The following is a 17,750-nucleotide window of genomic DNA, read 5'->3' on the forward strand; positions in this document are numbered from 1 at the left end:
GTATTGTGCCACAGAACGTTTCCCCATCGTCTCCCTCTCCCTCGAGGGGAGGGATCAAGGGTGGGGGGCCGTTTAGCCCCGATCTCGAGACCAGCTCATGAACTCAAATTCTTCCATCAACGCAGATCGTATTGGCGCTGATATCGACGCCCTTTCGGCGATCACCGAGCCGGGGCGGCCCTGGACGCGGCGGGCGTTTACGCCGATGTTTCTTGAGGGCCGCAAATGGCTGGAACACGCGCTGCATGAAGCGGGTGCGGTGACCCAGATCGACGCGGCGGGCAATCTGATCGGCGTGGTGCCGGGCAAGCATCCCGAGCTGGGCTCGATCATGGTGGGCTCGCACTCCGACACAGTGCCCGATGGCGGGCGTTTTGATGGCATTGCCGGCGTGGTGGCGGGGCTGGAAGTGGCGCGGGCGCTGCGCGACCAGGGCATGGTGCTGGACCATACGCTCGAGATCGTCGATTTTCTCGCCGAGGAAGTGTCGATCTTTGGCGTCTCCTGCATCGGTAGTCGCGGCATGAGCGGCACGCGTCCGGCCGAATGGCTGGCGCGCACGGGCGACGGGTTGACGCTGGAGCAGGGCATATCCCAGGTGGGCGGCAAGCCGCATGGCCAGGCGCAGCGCGACGACATTAGGGCTTTCCTCGAACTGCATATCGAGCAGGGGCCGGTGTTGCAGGATGAAGAGCTTGATGTGGGTGTGGTGACGGCGATTGCCGGGATCACCCGTATCGAAATCATCGTTGAAGGCCGCGCCGATCATGCTGGCACGACGCCGATGACCCTGCGCAAGGATGCATTGACGACCGCCGCCTGGATTGCGCTGGGCGTGGAGGAATTGGGCAAGGCGCTGGCATCCGGCGAGCATCATTTTGCCGCCACGGTGGGCGAATTCGAGATGACCCCGAACGCGGCCAATGTGGTGCCGGCGCGGGTGCGCATTCTGATCGATGCGCGGGCCGAGCAGCGCGACGACATGGAGCGCTTTGTGGATGAGCTGGATCGCGGCGTCGCGGCAATCTCGGCAAAAACCGGCGTGCCGGTGAGCCCGCTGCGCATCGTATCGGACAATAACCCGACCCCGGGCGATGCTATGCTGCTCGATGTGCTCGATGCCGCCTGCGAAACCGCTGGCGCGCGACACCGCCGCATGGCGTCGGGCGCCGGGCACGATACGGCGTGGATGGCGCGCATCACCAAGGCGGCGATGATCTTTGTGCCCTGCGTCGATGGCCGCAGCCATTCGCCGGACGAATTTGCCACCACTCAAGATATCGCGCTGGGCGCGGCGGTCCTTCTGGATGCCGTGGTGGCGCTGGACAAGAAACTGCAGGAGACCGACTGATGGGGCGCATACTGACCGAAAAGGACGTCGAAGCCGCAGTAAAGGGCGGCTCCGTCTATGCTGCGGGCGGGGGCGGCTGGGCCGACCATGGCCGCATGCTCGGCTATGCCGCTGTCAGTATCGGCAAGCCGGAACTGGTGAGCATCGAAGAACTCGACGACAATGACTGGGTGGCCACCGCCGCCGCCATTGGCGCGCCCGCCTCGACCACCCCATGGGAAATGCAGGGCGTCGACTATGTCAAAGCGGTCTCGCTGCTGCAGGACGCTTTGGGCGAAAAGCTCAGCGGGTTGATGGTCGGGCAGAACGGCAAATCTTCGACGCTCAATGGCTGGCTGCCATCGGCCATTCTGGGCACCAAAGTCGTCGATGCCGTGGGTGACGTACGCGCCCATCCCACCGGCGACATGGGGTCCATTGGGATGGCCGCTTCGCCTCTCCAGATGATTCAGACCGCCGTGGGCGGCAATCGCAGCGAAGACCGCTATATCGAGCTGGTGGTGAAGGGCGCGACCGCGAAAGTCTCGCCGGTTTTGCGCACCGCCGCCGACCAGTCGGGGGGCTTTATCGCCTCCTGCCGCAATCCACTGCGCGCCAGCTATGTGCGCCAGCACGCCGCCCTGGGCGGGATCTCGCTGGCGCTGGTGCTGGGCGAGGCCATTATCGAGGCCGAAAAGCGCGGTGGCTCAGCTGTCATCGACGCCATCGTCAAGGCGACGGGCGGCACGATTCTGACCAGGGGCACGGTGCACAAGAAGGACGTGGTCTATACCAAAGAAGCCTTCGACATTGGCACCCTGTCTCTGGGCGAGGGGGCAACCGCCTCAACGCTGCATGTGATGAACGAATATATGGCGGTGGATGATGCCAATGGTACGCGCGTCGCGACCTTTCCCGATGTGATCACCACGCTCGACGCTGCCGGCCAGCCGCTCTCGGTCGGTCAGGTGCGCGAGGGCATGTACATCTTCGTGCTGCACGTGCCCAAGACCATCATTCCACTGAGCTCCTCGGTGCTCGACGCGACGGTTTACCCGTTTGTCGAAGACCGCATGGGGATCGATTTGACGAGCTATGCGCTGGATGGCGTAAAGCGAGATTAGTTTATGCGCGATGTCACCCCGGCCCTGAGCCGGGGTCCATCCCGAGATCTCAAGATGGATCCCGGCTCAAGGCCGGGATGACACCGAGTGAGTTGCAGCCTCAACTGAAAGCCATAACCATGCCCACAGCCAATCCACGCCATCCCAATTTCCCCATTCCGGGCGGCCCGGAGCTGCGCGCCAAGGGGTGGCGGCAGGAGGCGTTGTTGCGCCTTTTGGAAAACGTGCTGAGCGTGGGCGAAAACCCCGATGAGCTGATCGTCTATGCGGCGCTCGGCAAGGCGGCGCGCAACTGGGCGAGCCACAAGGCGATCGTTGAAACGCTGCTGAAGATGGATGAGGATCAGACCCTCATCATCCAGTCCGGCAAGCCGATTGGCCTGCTCAAAACCCATGCCAAGGCGCCGCTGGTCATCATGGCCAATTGCAACATTGTCGGGCAATGGGCCAAGGCCGAGGTGTTCTACGAGCTGGAAAAGAAGGGTCTGATCTGCTGGGGTGGCCTCACGGCGGGCGCCTGGCAATATATCGGCAGCCAGGGGGTCATTCAGGGCACTTATGAGATTTTCATGCGCATTGCCGAGAACCGTTTCGGCGGTTCGCTGGCGGGCCGCTTCGTTCTGACAGCGGGCCTGGGCGGGATGGGCGGCGCGCAGCCGCTGGCCGGTCGCATGGCTGGCGCGGCGATCCTCTGTGTCGATATCGATGCCGAGCGGGCGCAGAAGCGCAAGGAGATCGGCTATCTCGAAGAGATCGCACCTGATCTCGATACCGCCCTCGCCATGATCAACACGGCGGTCGCCGAAAAGCGCGCCACCTCGATTGGCCTTGTGGGCAATGCCGCCGAGATCTATCCCGAAATCGCCCGTCGCGGCATTGTGCCCGATATCGTCACCGACCAGACCTCGGCGCACGATCTGGTTTACGGCTATGTGCCCAAGGGCATGTCGCTGGACGAGGTCAAGCGCCTACGCGTCGAGGGTCCCGGCCAGCTTATGGCAGCAAGCCGTGCCTCGATTGTCGACCATGTCCGCGCCATGCTGGCCTTCCAGGCGGCGGGTTCGGAAGTGTTCGACAACGGCAATCTGATCCGCACCCACGCCAAGGCAGGCGGGGTCGAGAACGCCTTCGATATCAAGATCTTCACCGAGGCCTATCTGCGGCCGCTGTTTGCGCGGGCCATTGGGCCATTCCGCTGGATGGCGCTGTCGGGTGACCCCAGCGACATCGCCAAAATCGACGACAAGCTGCTCGAAATGTTCCCCGACAACAAGATTGTCACCAACTGGATCGCACTGGCGCGCCAGCATGTGCCGTTTGAGGGCCTGCCTGCGCGCATTGCCTGGCTGGGCCATGGCGAGCGCACTGCTTTGGCCCGCGCGGTCAATGCCATGGTGGCCGATGGCACGCTCAAAGGGCCGGTGGCGTTCAGCCGCGACCATCTCGATGCGGGCGCCATGGCGCACCCCAATATCATGACCGAGCGCATGAAGGATGGCTCGGACGCCATCGCCGACTGGCCGCTGCTCGACGCCATGCTTCTGTGTTCGTCCATGGCCGATCTGGTCGTGGTGCATTCCGGTGGCGGCGGATATGCGGGGTATATGACTTCGGCTGGGGTGACGATCGTGGCGGATGGTACGTCCGGGGGCGACGAGCGGCTCGACCATGCGCTGACCAACGACACTGCGCTGGGCGTCATGCGCTATGCCGATGCGGGCTATGACGAGAGCTTCGACGAGATCGAAAAGAAGGGTATTGGCCACATTCAGGTGGGGTAGGGCGCTGTGCCCCCAAGACCTTATGGTGAGCCTGTCGAACCACGAGGTCGGGCTCACCGATGCTGCCACGACCTCGTCCTTCGACGAGCTCAGGATGAGGTCTACTGGGTGCTTCGCCGCTCTAGCGCTCCACACCCACGGGGCTGTCCTCGGACTTGATCTGAGGACCATGGCCCGCTTGTGCCGGGGTGTGAGTGGCCCTCGGATCAAGTCCGAGGGCAGCGGCGGTGGTTGGGAACTCATATGAGTGCCCACACCCACAACGTCATTCCCGCGAAAGCGGGAATCTCACTTAAAGGTGTAAGGGGGATTCCCGCTTTCGCGGGAATGACGCGGAGGGTTCAAGACCTCATGGTGAGCTTGTCGAACCACGAGGTCGGGTTCGCTGATCTCGCCACGACCTCGTCCTTCGACGGGCTCAGGATGAGGTCTGTTGAGGGTGTGAGTTGGTCCTCCCACCAACAAAAACGGCCCCCGGATCGCTCCAGGGGCCGCTTGGTTTGTGGGGCAGCTCAGACGTCGAACACTTCCATCAGCTCCACCCGGGTACCGCCGGGGACGATGAGGAAGCAGACGCGGACGCCGGGGTCGACGACGAGGGGCTCGCCGACCAGCTTGGCGCCGAGGCCTTCAAGGCGCGCGATCTGGGGTTCGAGTTTGTCGACAGTGATGCCGAAATGCTCGAGGCCGAGATAGGTCTCGGTGGTGCCGGGGGCCAGAACTTCGCCGGTGCGCGGGCCCGAGATGTTGACCATCAGACCACCAGCGCTGCGGCAGCGCACGAAGTGATCGCCGAACGGGCGCACGCGGTCGCTGACCAGCTCGAAATTGAACGCCTTGATGTACCAGTCAGCCGTTTCGCGCGGCGCAGTGGAGCGGAGGTGAATGTGGTTGATTTCGTACATGCTCGATCCTGACGCAATAAATGGGCTGATCCGTACCGCCCGGTTCGCTGTCGATGAGAGAACAGCAGGGGAGCGGCTGAAAGATATCAAAACATAGACGGGCTATGCTGTCCCTGACAGAGCGCCGCCCGCATCCAAGTATATGACAATCAACGGCTTTGCCGGTTTGGGGCAATTGGCCCTGTGGCGCAACCACACGCTGGTGATGCGTTTGGCCGGACACTGGGCGTGGACAAAGCCCGCACTCTGGTCGACAAGTTTGTCCGTACCGACGGGTTCCGAGGGGGAGCGTTGTCTTGAATATTGCCACCATTTGCGCCGTGCGGACGATCTTTTCAGTGCGGGGCGTGCGCGAAGCGGCCCGTATCGAGGGCCGCCCGCCCGCGACCATGAGCGCCGCGCTGTCGCGCTTTGAAGCCGCTGTCGCTGTGCCATTGGTACGTCGCGATGGCTCAAGCCTGACCCTGACGCTGGAGGCCGAACGGCGGCTGGAAGCGATCAATCGCATCGCCGACGCTTCCCGTCAGTTGATGAGCCTCGCCGGAGCGCCCGACGATACGCCCATCGCCCCGATCAGCATTTTGGGGCTGATCCGCTTCACCGAAGTGGCGCGCGCCAGCAGCATTCGCAAGGCCGCCAAAAACCTGGGCGTCGGCCAGCCGCAACTGACCCGGCAGATCTCTGATATGGAGCGCCATCTTGGCTTTGCCCTGTTGCAGCGCAACGGGGCAGGGGTGTCCTGCTCGTCCTATGGCCATGCGGCGCTGCCGATTGCCGAGCAGATCATTCAGGACTGGGATGTGGTGTCCCAATCCGCCGCCGAGCGTTTCAGGCATAATATCGAGACCTGGCGGCTGGGCACGGTGATGCCGCTGGGGCACGAAAGCTCCATCGCCCATATGTTGGCTGCAGTAGCCGCCGGCTGGGAAAAGCTGCGGCCACGCCAGCACCTGGCCATTTCCAACGCCACGGCGGACGAATTGCTGTCTGGCCTCAAGACGCGCCATTTCGATGTGGTGCTGATCGACCACCTGACCGTGCCGCCCGAATTTGAATGCCAGTCGGTCAAAACCGATACGCTGTGGCTGGTTGGTGCGCCGGGGCTGGACGAGACCGCGGATATTGCCAGCGTGCTTGGCTCCCGGACATTGGTGCTGCCCAGCTTGCGCGGTGGTATCCGGCAGGCGGCGGACCGCTATCTGCGGGAAGTTGCCGCGACCTGGGCTTATGGCCCCAAGCGCATCGTTGAAGTCGATTCCGTGCCGGTGATCGTCAACATGGTGGCGCGGCATGATTATCTCAGTGTGCTGCCGCAAAGTGCGGTCGAGCGGCTGCCCTATCGGCTCAGCAAATGGCCGCTGCCCGAGAGCTATCGCCAGCAATTGACGCTGGTCTGGCGCATCGGGGTGCTGCCGAAATTGCTGGTCGAGGGCATTGTCGGGCTGATGCAGGACGTGGCCATGCCCCCGCCAACTGAAGAGCGCCAACCCCTCCTGATACTTTCGTCCTGATCCCATCGGCATCTGCTGTTCAGGATTTAGGATATCATTGGCCTCTGGCCAATCCGCTAGTGCTTGATCTCGAGTGGGGGCGAGGTCGCGGTGTCGGTCGAAATTCAAAGCCAGAACGCCTGGTGGGAACGCGCCAGCCGCGCCCTGCGGCATCCCAATTATCAGCGCTATTTTATGGCCCAGGTTCCCCTGCTGGTGGGCACGTGGATCCATTCCATCGCGCTGGGCTGGCTGATGTGGCGGCTCAGCGGGTCGCCCTGGATGCTGGGTGTGCTGGCCGTCTGCGATCTGGGTCCGACCTTCCTGCTCAGCCCCTTTGTCGGCACCGTCATCGACCGAACCGACCTGCGCAAATTGCTGATTGCCATCCAGGCCGGGTTCGTTTTGTTGGTTGGCATCCTCATCGTTGCGACGCTCACCGACACCATTACCATTCCGCTGCTGATCGGCATTACGCTGGGCATTGGCATTCTTGCCGCCTTCGATAACCCGGCGCGGCAGGTGTTTGTGGCCGAGCTGGTCGGCCCCGATGATCTGCGCAATGCCATTGCGCTCAACACCATGCTGTTCAATCTGGCGCGGCTGATCGGCCCAGCCATCGGTGGCGCCGTGGTGGCGACGGCGGGGGAGGGCTGGTGCTTTGTGCTTAAGGCCATCGCCTATTTGCCTATGCTGTTCGTGCTGATCCGCATGCGCCCGCCACAGCGTATTGCCCTGGAACGGCAGAGCTTTTTCAAGGAAATGCTGGAAGGCTTCGCCTTTGTGCGCCACCACCCCGAAATGGGGCGGCTGCTGATCCTGGTCGCCACCTGCAGCTTCTGCTCGGTGCCGTATTTCTATTTTCTGCCGGCGCTCGTGCGCGACATGCTGGGGCAGGATGCCGATGCGGCGGGCCTGTTGATGAGCCTGACCGGGCTGGGTGCAATCCTCGCCGCCATCATGCTGACGGTACGTGACCGGCTCGATCAGCTCCGCGTGTTTCCCGCATGGTCGGCTTTGGCGCTGGGGCTGGTGTTGATCGGCATGGGCTTTTCGGGAACCTACTGGATCACGGCGCTGCTGGCTCTGCCGCTGGGCTTTTCCATCCTGTCGCAAAACCTGTCATCCAATACCATGCTGCAGCACTTTGCGCCGTCCGGCCTGCGCGGCAGGATCATGGCGATGTATTCGATGATGCTGCTGGGCACGGTGCCCCTCGGCTCGCTTCTCGCAGGCGCGTTGGGGGCATCCTTTGGTATGCCCGTCACGTTCATTGCCGGTGGGGCGCTGTGTTCGGCGGTTGGTATCGCGCTGGCCCTCACCCATGGCAAAGCGCCGCCGGTTTCTGCCTAGAACCGCCCAATTCACACGCTACTGACAGCTTTGGGGAACACTGTCCTATAGACGGTGTGATTCTCGGCATATTCCATCAACTTCTATGCAAGGCCTTGAATATATTGCCTGTTTTTTAGGCGGGTCAGGGTTTCTGATATAGAGTGTCCCGAATTTGGGATATCACCCGGTGCAAGTGTCGCGATATCATCGCTCCATGCCACCACGCTGAGGGGCGGGGTGGATACGAATTGGGAGCTGTTTCGGCCTTTTGGGGCGCATGAAACGGAAGGGGCTGGTCGGTTGCGACTATTTGAGAATTTCCTGTTCAATCGCATTCTGACGGCCGTTTTATCGGTTTTTGGGGCGATGCTGGTCATCGTTGTGTTGCTCAATATGGTGCCGGGAGATCCCGCCACGGCGCTGCTCGGGCCAATGGCAACGCCGGAATACGCACAGCGCTTCATCGCTGAAATGGGGCTCGATCAGCCCATCTATGTGCGCCTGTGGAAGTTCTTCAGCCAAGTCGCCGTGGGCAATCTCGGCACCGATGTGATCTCGGGCCGCAGCGTCAACGCCATCGTCTGGAATGCGCTGCCGCACACCTTCGCGCTGGCTTTGGCCTCGATGGGGTTGGCCTGCCTGATCGGCATTCCGGCCGGCGTCTATGGCGCGGTGCACAAGGGCTCGATCGGCGACACGCTGATGGCCATGGTTTCGGTAGTTTTCGTTTCCGTCCCAAGCTTCATCCTCGGCATTTTCCTTTTGATCGTGTTCTCGGTAATGCTCAACTGGCTGCCTGTGCTGGGTGTGTCGGACAATGCCACCCTGGGTGACCATCTTGTCCGCATGATCCTGCCAACTGTGGCGCTGGCGCTGGGCTGGATCGGGCTGATTGCCCGTCTCGTGCGCACCTCGATGCTTGAGGCGCTCGGCCAGAACTATGTGCGCACCGCCCGGGCCTATGGCCTGCGCGAGAACATGATCCACTACAAATACGCGCTCAAGAACGCTGTGATCCCGACGCTGGCCATTATCGGCATGGGGATCGGGCGCCTGCTGGGCGGCGCGGTACTGATCGAAATCATCTTCGCCCGTCAGGGCTTGGGAAGCGTGCTCTACGACGCCTTGCAGGCGCGCAACTTCTCCGTGCTGCAGGGCTCCGTGTTCGTCGTCGTTGTCATCTTCGTCGTCGTCAATCTGCTGACCGAACTCAGCTACTCGTTCTTTGACCCACGCATTCGATACAACCGGCGGTGAGCATCATGAGGGGCCTGTCTATACTTCTCAAAACGCTGCGCCAGACGGCGCGGTATCCAAGTGGCGCAATCGGGTTGGCGCTGGTGGCGGCGATCCTGTTCATCGCGATCTTCGCCCCGTTCCTGGCGCCATATGATCCCAACAAGCTCGACGTCATCAACCGCCTTGCCGGCCCATCGGCCGAGCACTGGCTGGGCACCGACCAGCTGGGGCGTGACCTGCTGAGCCGCCATATCTATGGCACGCAGGTCGCCATGACGGTGGCCCTGTCGGTGATTGCGCTGGCCCTGTTGATCGGCATGGCGCTGGGCATTCTGTCGGCTTACGTGCCCGGCCCGGTCGAGCGCCTCATCCTGATCGCCTTTGACTCGTTTTCCTCCTTCCCCAGCGTCATTCTGGCCATGGCTGCCGTGGCGGTGCTGGGATCGTCCATGCCGATGCTGATCATCGTTATCGCGACCAGCCTCGTGCCCCATTTTGGACGTGTCGCCCGGGCGCAGGTGCTCTCGGTGATGAACGAGCCGTTTGTCGAGGCCGAAAGAGTGTTCGGCGCCTCCCAGTTGCGCATTCTGGTGTTTCACATCGTGCCCAATATTCTGGCGCCGCTGATCGTCATCGCCTCGCTCGACATTCCCATCGTGATTGCCATCGAGGCGAGCCTGTCCTTTCTCGGTCTCGGTCTGCGTCCGCCGCTGGCGAGCTGGGGCGGTCTGCTGCAGGACGGCTACCAGAACATGTCCAAGGCGCTGTTGCCGGTTCTGATCTCCAGTGCCGCCCTCGCTATCGCCACGCTTGCCTTCACCATGTTCGGCGAAGCCCTGCGTAATGCCATTGATCCACGCTCTGCGAGGAGGCCAGATTGACCGAGCCACTCCTCTCCATCCAGAACCTGCGCCTGACCGCTCAAACCGACCGGGGCACGGCATCCATCCTGCGCGGCATCGACCTGACGGTTGAACGCGGTCGTATCCTCGGCATTGTCGGGGAATCCGGCTCGGGCAAGTCGAGCCTTGTCAGCACCATCATGGGCTTGCTGTCGCCGGGCCTCAACGCCGAGGGCAGCGTCAAGCTCGACGGCGTCGATCTGTTGACGCTGGGCAGCTCCAAGATGCAGGCCCTGCGCGGCAACAAGATCGCCATGATCTTTCAGGACCCGATGACGGCGCTGAACCCGGTGTTCCGGGTCGGCACGCAGCTGGTCGATGTGGTGCGCAACCGCTATCCCGGCGTCTCGCGCGAGGAGGCTGTCAAACGCGCCAGCGACGCCCTGGTTAAGGTCGGTCTCAGCGACCCCGAGCGGCGCATGAAGGATTATCCTGGCCAGCTGTCGGGCGGCATGCGCCAGCGCGTGATGATCGCCATGGCGCTGCTGTGCCAGCCCGATATTCTGATCGCCGATGAGCCAACCACGGCGCTCGACGCCACCATCGAGGCGCAGATCATCGATCTGCTGCGCCGCCTGCGCAACGAGTTCTCTGGCTCGATCATCTTCATCTCGCACAATCTGGGCACCGTTCTGCAGCTCTGCGACGAGGTCGCGGTAATGTATGGCGGTCATCTGGTGGAGCTGGGCGCGGTGCGGGACGTGCTGGCTCAGCCGCTACACCCCTATTCGCGCGCCCTGATCGGTTGCGAAATCGATGACCAGCCGCTCGATGTGCCGCTGGCGTTCATTCCCGGCAAGGTGCCCGAGACGGTGGACAATCCACCCGGCTGCATCTTTGCGCCGCGCTGCAATTACGCCGCCGAGGTCTGCACCCGCGTCATGCCGCCGCTGCGAGCATTCGAAGGACAACTGGCCGCCTGTGCCCGGCTGGAGGATATCACATGACGACCGGCACCTCCGTCCGTCTGGACAATGCAAGCGTGGTCTTTCTCAACGTCATCCGCGCGCTGGATGGCGTCTCGCTCGAGATCAAGGCCGGTGAAACCGTTGGCGTGGTTGGCGAATCCGGTTCGGGCAAGAGCACGCTCTGTCGCCTGCTTGTCGGGCTGACCCTGCCCACCGGTGGCGATGCCCAGATTATGGGCCAGTCGGTCAAGACCGCGCTCAAGACCGATCGCAAGGCGTTCCGCCGCCAGATCCAGATGCTGATGCAGGATGCAGTGGCAACACTCTCGCCGCGCATCACCATTGGCGGGTTGATGATGGAGGCTGTCGCCATCCATGGTCTGGACCGCCAAGAGACCGAGGCGCGCATCCACACGCTGTTGGAGCGCCTGCGTCTGCCAGTGTCGATCCTGGATCGCTATCCGCACGAAATCTCTGGCGGACAGGCGCGCCGCGTCGGCGTGATCCGCGCGCTGCTGCTGCGCCCGTCCGTACTGGTGGCCGACGAGCCAACCGCCGGGCTGGACGTGTCGGTGCAGGGCGAGCTGCTCAACCTGCTGCTGGAGTTCCAGCGCGAGATGAACCTGACCTTCGTCATGGTCAGCCACAATCTGCACGTCATCAAGCGCGTCACGCAGCGTACCATCGTCATGTATCTCGGCCAGATCGTCGAGGACGCGCCGACGGCGACACTGTTCAAGCATCCGGCGCATCCCTATTCGACCACGCTGCTGTCGACCAATCCGCTGCTGTCGGCGGGTGGGGCGTCCAATGCGATCATCCTGCAGGGCGAAGTGCCCAGCAATGCCAAGCCGCCATCGGGTTGCCGTTTCCACACGCGCTGCCCGGTTGCCCAGCCGACATGTTCAAAGACCATGCCCGAGCTGACCCGGACCGAAGCCGGTTCGCTGGTGCGGTGCCATTTCCCCTATTCCCTCGCGCTTCCCGGTGCACACCAGGACACCTGAGGGCCTGCCGATCTGATCTACGAATTCAAACAACGAGGGCGTACGACATGTTAACGAGCACGAACTTCACCCGCCGGTCCATTCTGGCCGGTATCGCCGGTCTTTCCGCCGCTACAATGCTGCCCGGCGGGCCAGCATGGGCACAGGAACAGCGCAGCCTGACGGTGCGCATCAGCCGCGAAATCCAGAACCTGGATCCCCCATTCATGACCGGCACGACCGACAGCAACGTGCTGCGCGCCGTGTTCCAGCGCCTCGTGGCCTATGTGCCGAACAAGTACGAGTATGAACTCGACGCCGCCGAGAAGATGGAGCAGGTCAGCCCACTCCAGATCGACTTCACCCTCAAGAAGGGCCAGATGTTCACCGGCGGCTATGGCGAGCTGACGGCTGATGACGTCAAGTTCTCGTTCGAGCGCTATATCCGCCCGGACGCTGAAGGCAAGGAATCCAGCTACAAGGCTGACTGGGCTGCGCTGGTCGAAGTGCAGGTGCACGACACCTATACCGGCAGCATCATCCTGTCCAAGCCATCGCCGAGCCTGTGGGAAGTTGTGCTGGCCGGTACCTCTGGCCTGATCCAGTCGCGCAAGGCCGTCGAGGCCCTAGGTGCCGAGCACAGCCGCACGCCAATCGGTTCGGGGCCATATATGGTGACCTCGTTTGAGGCTCACCGCGGTCTGACCCTGTCCCGCAATCCGGACTTTGCCGACTATGTTCCGGACTACGAGACCGTCAATCTGATCTACATTGCCAACCAGAAGACGGCCGAACTGGCGCTGCGCGCCAAGGAAATCGACTTCACCGAACTGTCCATCGACGCGGCTGAAGAGCTGATCGGCGCCGAAGGCATTACCGTGGAAAAGCGTCCCGGCCAGCGTTTCGTCTGGATGGGCATGAACATGCAGAAGGCGCCGCTGGACAACCTTGCGGTGCGCAAGGCGATCCGTGCCGCCATCGACGTCGACGAGATGGTGCTGGCTGGCTATCAGGGCAATGCGCCACGCCTCAACACCATGATCCCACCCGGCCTGCTCGGTCACTGGAGCGATGCTCCGGTCTACCAGCGCAATGTCGACGAAGCCCGCCAGCTACTGGCTGAGTCCGGCGTGACGCTGCCGATCACGCTGAAGCTCACCCTGCTCAACGAACCCGGTTTCCAGAATATGGGTTTGGTCGCGCAGGCACTGCTGTCTGAAGTCGGTATCAATATCGAAATCGATCAGCGCGAAGCCGCAACCTTCTGGTCTTCGGGCAAGGGCGAGTCGGGCGATGACCTCGAGCTGTTCTTCCTGCGCTTCAACGCCAACCCAGATCCGACCTACAATGCCCGCTGGTTCCTGCCGAGCCAGATCGGCGACTGGAACTGGCAGCGTTTCGACAGCGCCGAGTTCGCCCGCATTCAGGACGAGAGCGGCAGCAATCTCGACCGTGACAGCCGCGTGCAGCAGATCATCGAGCTGCAGAAGCTGATGGACGAGTCCGCCTCCATGGTCTGGCTGACCAACGAAGTCTTCGCGCTGGGCTACCAGAGCTCGGTTCAGCCAGCCTTCCTGCCCGACGGCAACAACTGGCAGTTCCCTTACTTCAAGGCCATCTGACCCCGAACACAGTCACTCCCTCCGCCTGGCGGCAGGGAGTGACGACCCACAGGATAGTTTGGCGATCCCATGCCTCGAGCAATCCTGAAAACCCGCAAAGTCTGAGGAGCACACTATGAGCGACAGGCCGATCAAGATTCCCGGTCCCGATCACCCGATCGACATCACGAACAATCCCCAGCGCGTCGTCGTCACGCTCAATGGCGTCGTCATTGCCGACACGCGCAATGCGGTGACGCTGGTCGAGAGCAAGTATCCGGCCGTGCAGTATATTCCGCGCGAAGACGTGAAAATGGAACTGCTGGAGCGCAGCGATCACACGTCCTACTGCGGCTACAAGGGCGACGCGTCCTATTACAGCATCCCCATGGGCGGCGAGCGGTCGATCAATGCGATCTGGAGCTACGAGACGCCCTATGACGCCGTCGCGCCGATTAAGGAACGCCTGGCGTTCTACCCTGATCGCGTCGATTCCATCACCATCGGCGATTAGGCCGGTGTGACGCCGAGCAGTTGCGTTTCCATCGGCGTCGGATGAACGGGGGCAGAGCACAAGCTGCCCCCGTTCTGCATTCTAGCGGACCTTACTTGGCCAGCTTGTCCCAGCCTTCGGCGATCGACTTGATGGCGGCCGAGAAGGCAGGCAGGTTGGATGGGAAGTGGACATTGGCATAGGCGCTGGCTGGCAGCGTCTTGGCCTTCACTTCGTCCGACAGCGCGATGTCGCGGGTCGGGTGGGCATAGCCGTCAGCCAGCAGAGCCTGACCTTCGTCCGAGAACAGGAAGTCGATGGCGACCTTGGCAGCGTTTTCGTGTGGTGCAACGGCGCTGATATACTGAGCGAACAGCATGCCGACGGTGCCATCGGTTGGGATGATCACGTCGAGTGGCAGGCCGGTTGCGTCGCGCTTGGCAAAGCCGTCGAAGTCATAAACCAGCGAGATCGGGCATTCGCCCTTCTGAACCGACGCAACGTTCAGGACCACGCCTTCACGCAGGTTGCCGCTGTCGCGGAGCTGCTGGAACCAGTCGAGGCCTGGCTGCACATTGTCTTCGCCGCCGCCATTGGCGTAAGCCGCTGCTAGCACCGAAGCGGTGGCATAGGTCGAGACGCGTGGATCGCGGCTGCAGACCTGATCCTTGTATTCGGGCTTGAGCAGATCGTTCCAGGTCTGTGGTGCAACGGCGACCTTGTCGGTGTTGACGAGGAACGCGATAGCGCCCCAGTACGACGAAGCCCAACGGCCATCTGGATCCTTGTACTGGTCTGGGATGCTGTCCCACGAGGCATTCTTGTAGCTGGCAGCGAGATCGTTCTCGAGCAGACGGCCCAGGAAGTCGTAGCCGATGTCGGCAATGTCCATCACTGGCGCGTCTTTTTCGGCCAGCAGATGGGTGATTTCTTCAGCCGAGGTCATGTCGGTATCGGTGTGCTTGAGGCCGAACTTGGTCTCGATCGTTTCAAAGATCGTACCCAGGTTCACCCAGTCGTCGGACATGCCATAGCTGACATATTCGCCTTCGGCCTGAGCGGCAGCAAGGACGTCGTTGGCTGCGGCTGGCAGCATTGGCAGGGTGAGGGCGCAGGCGCCGAGTAGGCTCGCAAAGAGGGTCTTCGACATAGGTTTCTCCGAGGCGGGTCTTTTCCGATGCGCGTCCACCCCGCTTGTGGCGCGCACGTTGTTGCCGTCAGGCGCGGGAGGCTACCTGACGGGATTTGTTGGCCTGCCCCGCCGTCCACAGCACGCCGAGCGCGATGAGCCAGGCGATGGCAAAACTCATCAGAGCCAGGGCACTGGCCTGGCGCGCGTCGGAGCGGGTGAACTCGACGAGGTAGATGGGAAAGGTTTTAAAGCGCGTGCCGATCAACAGGTTTGCCAGCACGAACTCGGCAAACACCGCCGAGAACACCAAGAGGCTGCCATTGACGACGCCGGGCATGATGTTGGGCACGATGACACGGAGCAGCACCTGCAGCGGATTGGCGCCCAGGATCTGCGCGGCTTCGGTGAGGCTCTTGGTGTCGATGCTTTCGAGCGAGTTGATCACCGCCCGATACATGAAGGGCAGGGTGATGATCACATAGGCCGCGATCAGGATATTGGGCGTATTGATCAGTGGCAATGGTACCTTGGCGTAGAGCCGGATCAACCCGAGCGCCAGCACCACGCCGGGCAGGGCGAAGGGCAGGATCGAGAGGAATTCGAGGAACGGCTTGGCCTTGGGCAGACGGGTATGGGCCAGGTAGGTCGTGGGCACGACGAGCACCAGCGACACCAGCACCGAGACGGTCCCGGCCCAGATCGAATTCATCAACGTGGTCATGAAGGCCGAGCGCGCGGTGACCTTTATCCACCAGGCAAAGGTCAGCCCTTCAGGCCAAAGGGTGCGGTCCCATCGCGTGGCGACGGAGAACAGCCCCGTGGCAATGACCGGCACAATCATGAACAGCACGAACAGGGCCAGCACCCAGAAGCGCCAGGAGGGAACACGCAAGGTCATTGGCCGCGCCTCAACAGACGGGCGAAGTGCTGATAGGCGAACAGGCAGATCACCATGATGATCAGCGACAGCACCGCCAGCGCATCGGCCAGTTCAGGATCGAGCACGACTTCGCCGCGCACCAGCGCCGCGATCTGCACGGGCACAAGGTTCACGTCGGACCCGGTCAGGGTCCAGGCGGTGGCATAGGCGCCAAAGGCGTTGGCAAACAGCAGGAAGAAGCTGCCCAGCATGGCGGGTGCCAGCATGGGGATTGCGATCAGCCGCCAGTATTCCAGCTTTGTCGCGCCAAGGCTGGCGGCAGCCTCCGCCCATTCACGGCGCAATCCGGCCATGGCCGGGATGACCAGCAGGATCGAGAGCGGCGTCTGGAAGTAGATGTAGGCGATGCCCAGGCCCGAGATCGAATAGATGCGGAAGCCGGGGTAGAGATCGATGCCGACATAGCCCAGGAGCAGGGTGAGGAACCCGGTCGAGCCCAGCGTAATGATGAAGGCGAAGGCCAAAGGCGCGCCGCCGAAATTGGCGGTGACATTGGCCAGAGCTGTCACCGCATGGCGGAGCATGGCGTTGGGCGAGGTGACGATGGCATAGGCGACCAGCGTGCCAAAGATGGTGCCGCCAATGGCGGTGGTCAGCGACAAATAGAGGCTGTTGCCGAAGGCCGCGATGATATTGGGGGTGAGGGCGCGCGCGAAATTGTCGAGCGTAATGCCCGCGCCGCCGCTGAGGCTGGAGCGCACCAGCGTCACCACGGGCATCAGCTCGAACGCCGCCGCGAACAGCACGAAGGGCGTCAGACCCAGCCAGGCCAGCCGCGATTTGTTGGTCGTCGCCGCCATCAATTGACCTCAACCACCACGCCATCGCGCGCCACGCTGATGGTGCCGGCAAAGACTGTCGCAGCCTCGGCCGCAACAATGGCGTCGTCAGTGGCGGGATAGAGATGGGTCAGCAGCAGATGGCTGATATCAGCCGCCTTGGCGAGACGTGCCGCGCCATGCGGGGTCAGGTGATTGTCGGTCGGCGTGCCTTCGGGGAACGAGCATTCGCAGATGAACAGATCGGCCTTGCGCGCCAGATCGGCCAGTTCTGGTGTCTCGATGGCGTCACCGGAATAGACGAGGACGGCATCCTCGGCGGTGATGCGATAGGCGAGGCTGTTGTCGGTGTGGCCGGTGAGGGCCGCTTCGAGCGTAAAGCCGGGGAACTGGGTTTGGCCGGGGACGAGTTCGACGATGTCGAGCGCATAGGTCTTGGGGCCAATGCCGCCGAACACCGCGCAGAGCTGGTCAACGAACGCGGCAAGACCCTGACAGCCGATCAGTTGCAGGGGTGCGGTGCGTTCCCAGCCGGGGGTGGCGTTATAGGCCTGCAGCAGCGTGACCAGATCGAGGATGTGATCGACGTGCAGATGGGTGATGACGATGCGATTGAGATCGCGATAGCTGACGCCAGCGGCGAGCAGACGCGACAGCGTGCCGGGGCCGATATCGAACAGGATTTCATCCTGCCCGATGCGCAGCAGATAGCCGGACGAACTCCGATTTGCGGCGGGCAAAACCGTGCCCGCGCCCAGAACTGTGACCTGCATTTTCTACTCAGCCGCCGTGTCGTGCCAATTTC

General features: G+C 62.5%; 16 protein-coding genes. 11 read left to right on the plus strand and 5 right to left on the minus strand.

Annotated elements, in window-relative coordinates; all coding sequences use genetic code 11:
- The first annotated feature begins 97 nt into the window (after positions 1 to 97).
- From WH87_RS11010 to WH87_RS11020, 3 genes are all read left to right on the plus strand, one after another.
- Positions 98 to 1,351 (plus strand): Zn-dependent hydrolase, encoded by a 1,254-nt coding sequence (locus tag WH87_RS11010; protein ID WP_046139120.1) that lies wholly within the window; start codon positions 98 to 100, stop codon positions 1,349 to 1,351.
- Entirely contained in the window at positions 1,351 to 2,454 is a 1,104-nt protein-coding gene (locus tag WH87_RS11015) for a DUF917 domain-containing protein (RefSeq protein WP_046139119.1), read from the plus strand. Before WH87_RS11010 ends, WH87_RS11015 begins: the two co-directional genes overlap by 1 nt.
- A 119-nt stretch (positions 2,455 to 2,573) precedes the next feature.
- Complete coding sequence (locus WH87_RS11020; RefSeq protein ID WP_046139118.1) at positions 2,574 to 4,235, plus strand: urocanate hydratase; 1,662 nt, start codon at positions 2,574 to 2,576, stop codon at positions 4,233 to 4,235.
- Between the two features lie 512 nt (positions 4,236 to 4,747).
- Here WH87_RS11020 and WH87_RS19050 read toward each other — a convergent pair.
- A complete protein-coding gene (locus WH87_RS19050) occupies positions 4,748 to 5,140 on the minus strand; it encodes a VOC family protein (RefSeq protein ID WP_052726416.1) in 393 nt (130 codons plus the stop codon).
- 296 nt (positions 5,141 to 5,436) lie between these two features.
- Here WH87_RS19050 and WH87_RS11035 point away from each other — a divergent pair, with 296 nt between their 5' ends.
- The 8 genes from WH87_RS11035 (at position 5,437) to WH87_RS11070 (ending at position 14,115) form a co-directional block, all read left to right on the plus strand.
- Positions 5,437 to 6,651, plus strand: coding sequence for a LysR family transcriptional regulator (locus WH87_RS11035; protein ID WP_046139116.1), 1,215 nt, complete (start codon positions 5,437 to 5,439; stop codon positions 6,649 to 6,651).
- Between the two features lie 90 nt (positions 6,652 to 6,741).
- Complete coding sequence (locus WH87_RS11040) at positions 6,742 to 7,983, plus strand: MFS transporter (RefSeq protein WP_052726529.1); 1,242 nt, start codon at positions 6,742 to 6,744, stop codon at positions 7,981 to 7,983.
- A 282-nt stretch (positions 7,984 to 8,265) separates the two neighbouring features.
- Complete coding sequence (locus tag WH87_RS11045) at positions 8,266 to 9,222, plus strand: ABC transporter permease (RefSeq protein WP_052726415.1); 957 nt, start codon at positions 8,266 to 8,268, stop codon at positions 9,220 to 9,222.
- 5 nt (positions 9,223 to 9,227) lie between these two features.
- Positions 9,228 to 10,085: an ABC transporter permease gene (locus WH87_RS11050; protein ID WP_052726528.1), complete on the plus strand. Its 858-nt coding sequence runs from the start codon at positions 9,228 to 9,230 to the stop codon at positions 10,083 to 10,085.
- Positions 10,082 to 11,053 carry an ABC transporter ATP-binding protein gene (locus WH87_RS11055; protein ID WP_046139115.1) on the plus strand — a complete coding sequence of 324 codons (972 nt, stop codon included), beginning with the start codon at positions 10,082 to 10,084 and terminating at the stop codon, positions 11,051 to 11,053. Before WH87_RS11050 ends, WH87_RS11055 begins: the two co-directional genes overlap by 4 nt.
- Positions 11,050 to 12,021, plus strand: a complete 972-nt coding sequence (locus WH87_RS11060; RefSeq protein ID WP_046139114.1) for an oligopeptide/dipeptide ABC transporter ATP-binding protein — start codon at positions 11,050 to 11,052, stop codon at positions 12,019 to 12,021. Before WH87_RS11055 ends, WH87_RS11060 begins: the two co-directional genes overlap by 4 nt.
- A gap of 47 nt (positions 12,022 to 12,068) precedes the next feature.
- Entirely contained in the window at positions 12,069 to 13,622 is a 1,554-nt protein-coding gene (locus WH87_RS11065) for an ABC transporter substrate-binding protein (protein WP_046139113.1), read from the plus strand.
- Positions 13,623 to 13,737: 115 nt separating this feature from the next.
- Positions 13,738 to 14,115 carry a DUF427 domain-containing protein gene (locus tag WH87_RS11070; protein WP_046139112.1) on the plus strand — a complete coding sequence of 126 codons (378 nt, stop codon included), beginning with the start codon at positions 13,738 to 13,740 and terminating at the stop codon, positions 14,113 to 14,115.
- A 91-nt stretch (positions 14,116 to 14,206) separates the two neighbouring features.
- On the opposite strand, the gene WH87_RS11075 is transcribed toward WH87_RS11070, so the two are convergent.
- The 4 genes from WH87_RS11075 to WH87_RS11090 form a co-directional block, all read right to left on the minus strand.
- On the minus strand, positions 14,207 to 15,244 hold the full coding sequence (locus WH87_RS11075; protein WP_046139111.1) for an extracellular solute-binding protein: 1,038 nt from the start codon (positions 15,242 to 15,244) through the stop codon (positions 14,207 to 14,209).
- 67 nt (positions 15,245 to 15,311) lie between these two features.
- Positions 15,312 to 16,124: an ABC transporter permease gene (locus tag WH87_RS11080; RefSeq protein ID WP_046139110.1), complete on the minus strand. Its 813-nt coding sequence runs from the start codon at positions 16,122 to 16,124 to the stop codon at positions 15,312 to 15,314.
- Positions 16,121 to 16,966 carry an ABC transporter permease gene (locus WH87_RS11085; RefSeq protein WP_046139109.1) on the minus strand — a complete coding sequence of 282 codons (846 nt, stop codon included), beginning with the start codon at positions 16,964 to 16,966 and terminating at the stop codon, positions 16,121 to 16,123. Before WH87_RS11085 ends, WH87_RS11080 begins: the two co-directional genes overlap by 4 nt.
- Positions 16,966 to 17,718, minus strand: a complete 753-nt coding sequence (locus WH87_RS11090; RefSeq protein WP_046139108.1) for an MBL fold metallo-hydrolase — start codon at positions 17,716 to 17,718, stop codon at positions 16,966 to 16,968. Before WH87_RS11090 ends, WH87_RS11085 begins: the two co-directional genes overlap by 1 nt.
- Positions 17,719 to 17,750 lie beyond the last annotated feature (32 nt).

The organism is Devosia epidermidihirudinis, assembly GCF_000971295.1.
In the GTDB taxonomy this organism is placed as follows: Bacteria; Pseudomonadota; Alphaproteobacteria; order Rhizobiales; family Devosiaceae; genus Devosia; species Devosia epidermidihirudinis.

What these genes read in the sequence shown, in the direction of transcription:
- WH87_RS11065 (WP_046139113.1), top strand. Translation starts at nt 12,069, where the DNA reads ATGTTAACGAGCACGAACTTCACCCGCCGGTCCATTCTGGCCGGTATC.
- WH87_RS11010 (WP_046139120.1), top strand. Translation starts at nt 98, where the DNA reads ATGAACTCAAATTCTTCCATCAACGCAGATCGTATTGGCGCTGATATC.
- WH87_RS11080 (WP_046139110.1), bottom strand. Translation starts at nt 16,124, where the DNA reads ATGACCTTGCGTGTTCCCTCCTGGCGCTTCTGGGTGCTGGCCCTGTTC.
- WH87_RS11060 (WP_046139114.1), top strand. Translation starts at nt 11,050, where the DNA reads ATGACGACCGGCACCTCCGTCCGTCTGGACAATGCAAGCGTGGTCTTT.
- WH87_RS19050 (WP_052726416.1), bottom strand. Translation starts at nt 5,140, where the DNA reads ATGTACGAAATCAACCACATTCACCTCCGCTCCACTGCGCCGCGCGAA.
- WH87_RS11090 (WP_046139108.1), bottom strand. Translation starts at nt 17,718, where the DNA reads ATGCAGGTCACAGTTCTGGGCGCGGGCACGGTTTTGCCCGCCGCAAAT.
- WH87_RS11015 (WP_046139119.1), top strand. Translation starts at nt 1,351, where the DNA reads ATGGGGCGCATACTGACCGAAAAGGACGTCGAAGCCGCAGTAAAGGGC.
- WH87_RS11085 (WP_046139109.1), bottom strand. Translation starts at nt 16,966, where the DNA reads ATGGCGGCGACGACCAACAAATCGCGGCTGGCCTGGCTGGGTCTGACG.
- WH87_RS11020 (WP_046139118.1), top strand. Translation starts at nt 2,574, where the DNA reads ATGCCCACAGCCAATCCACGCCATCCCAATTTCCCCATTCCGGGCGGC.
- WH87_RS11075 (WP_046139111.1), bottom strand. Translation starts at nt 15,244, where the DNA reads ATGTCGAAGACCCTCTTTGCGAGCCTACTCGGCGCCTGCGCCCTCACC.
- WH87_RS11050 (WP_052726528.1), top strand. Translation starts at nt 9,228, where the DNA reads ATGAGGGGCCTGTCTATACTTCTCAAAACGCTGCGCCAGACGGCGCGG.
- WH87_RS11070 (WP_046139112.1), top strand. Translation starts at nt 13,738, where the DNA reads ATGAGCGACAGGCCGATCAAGATTCCCGGTCCCGATCACCCGATCGAC.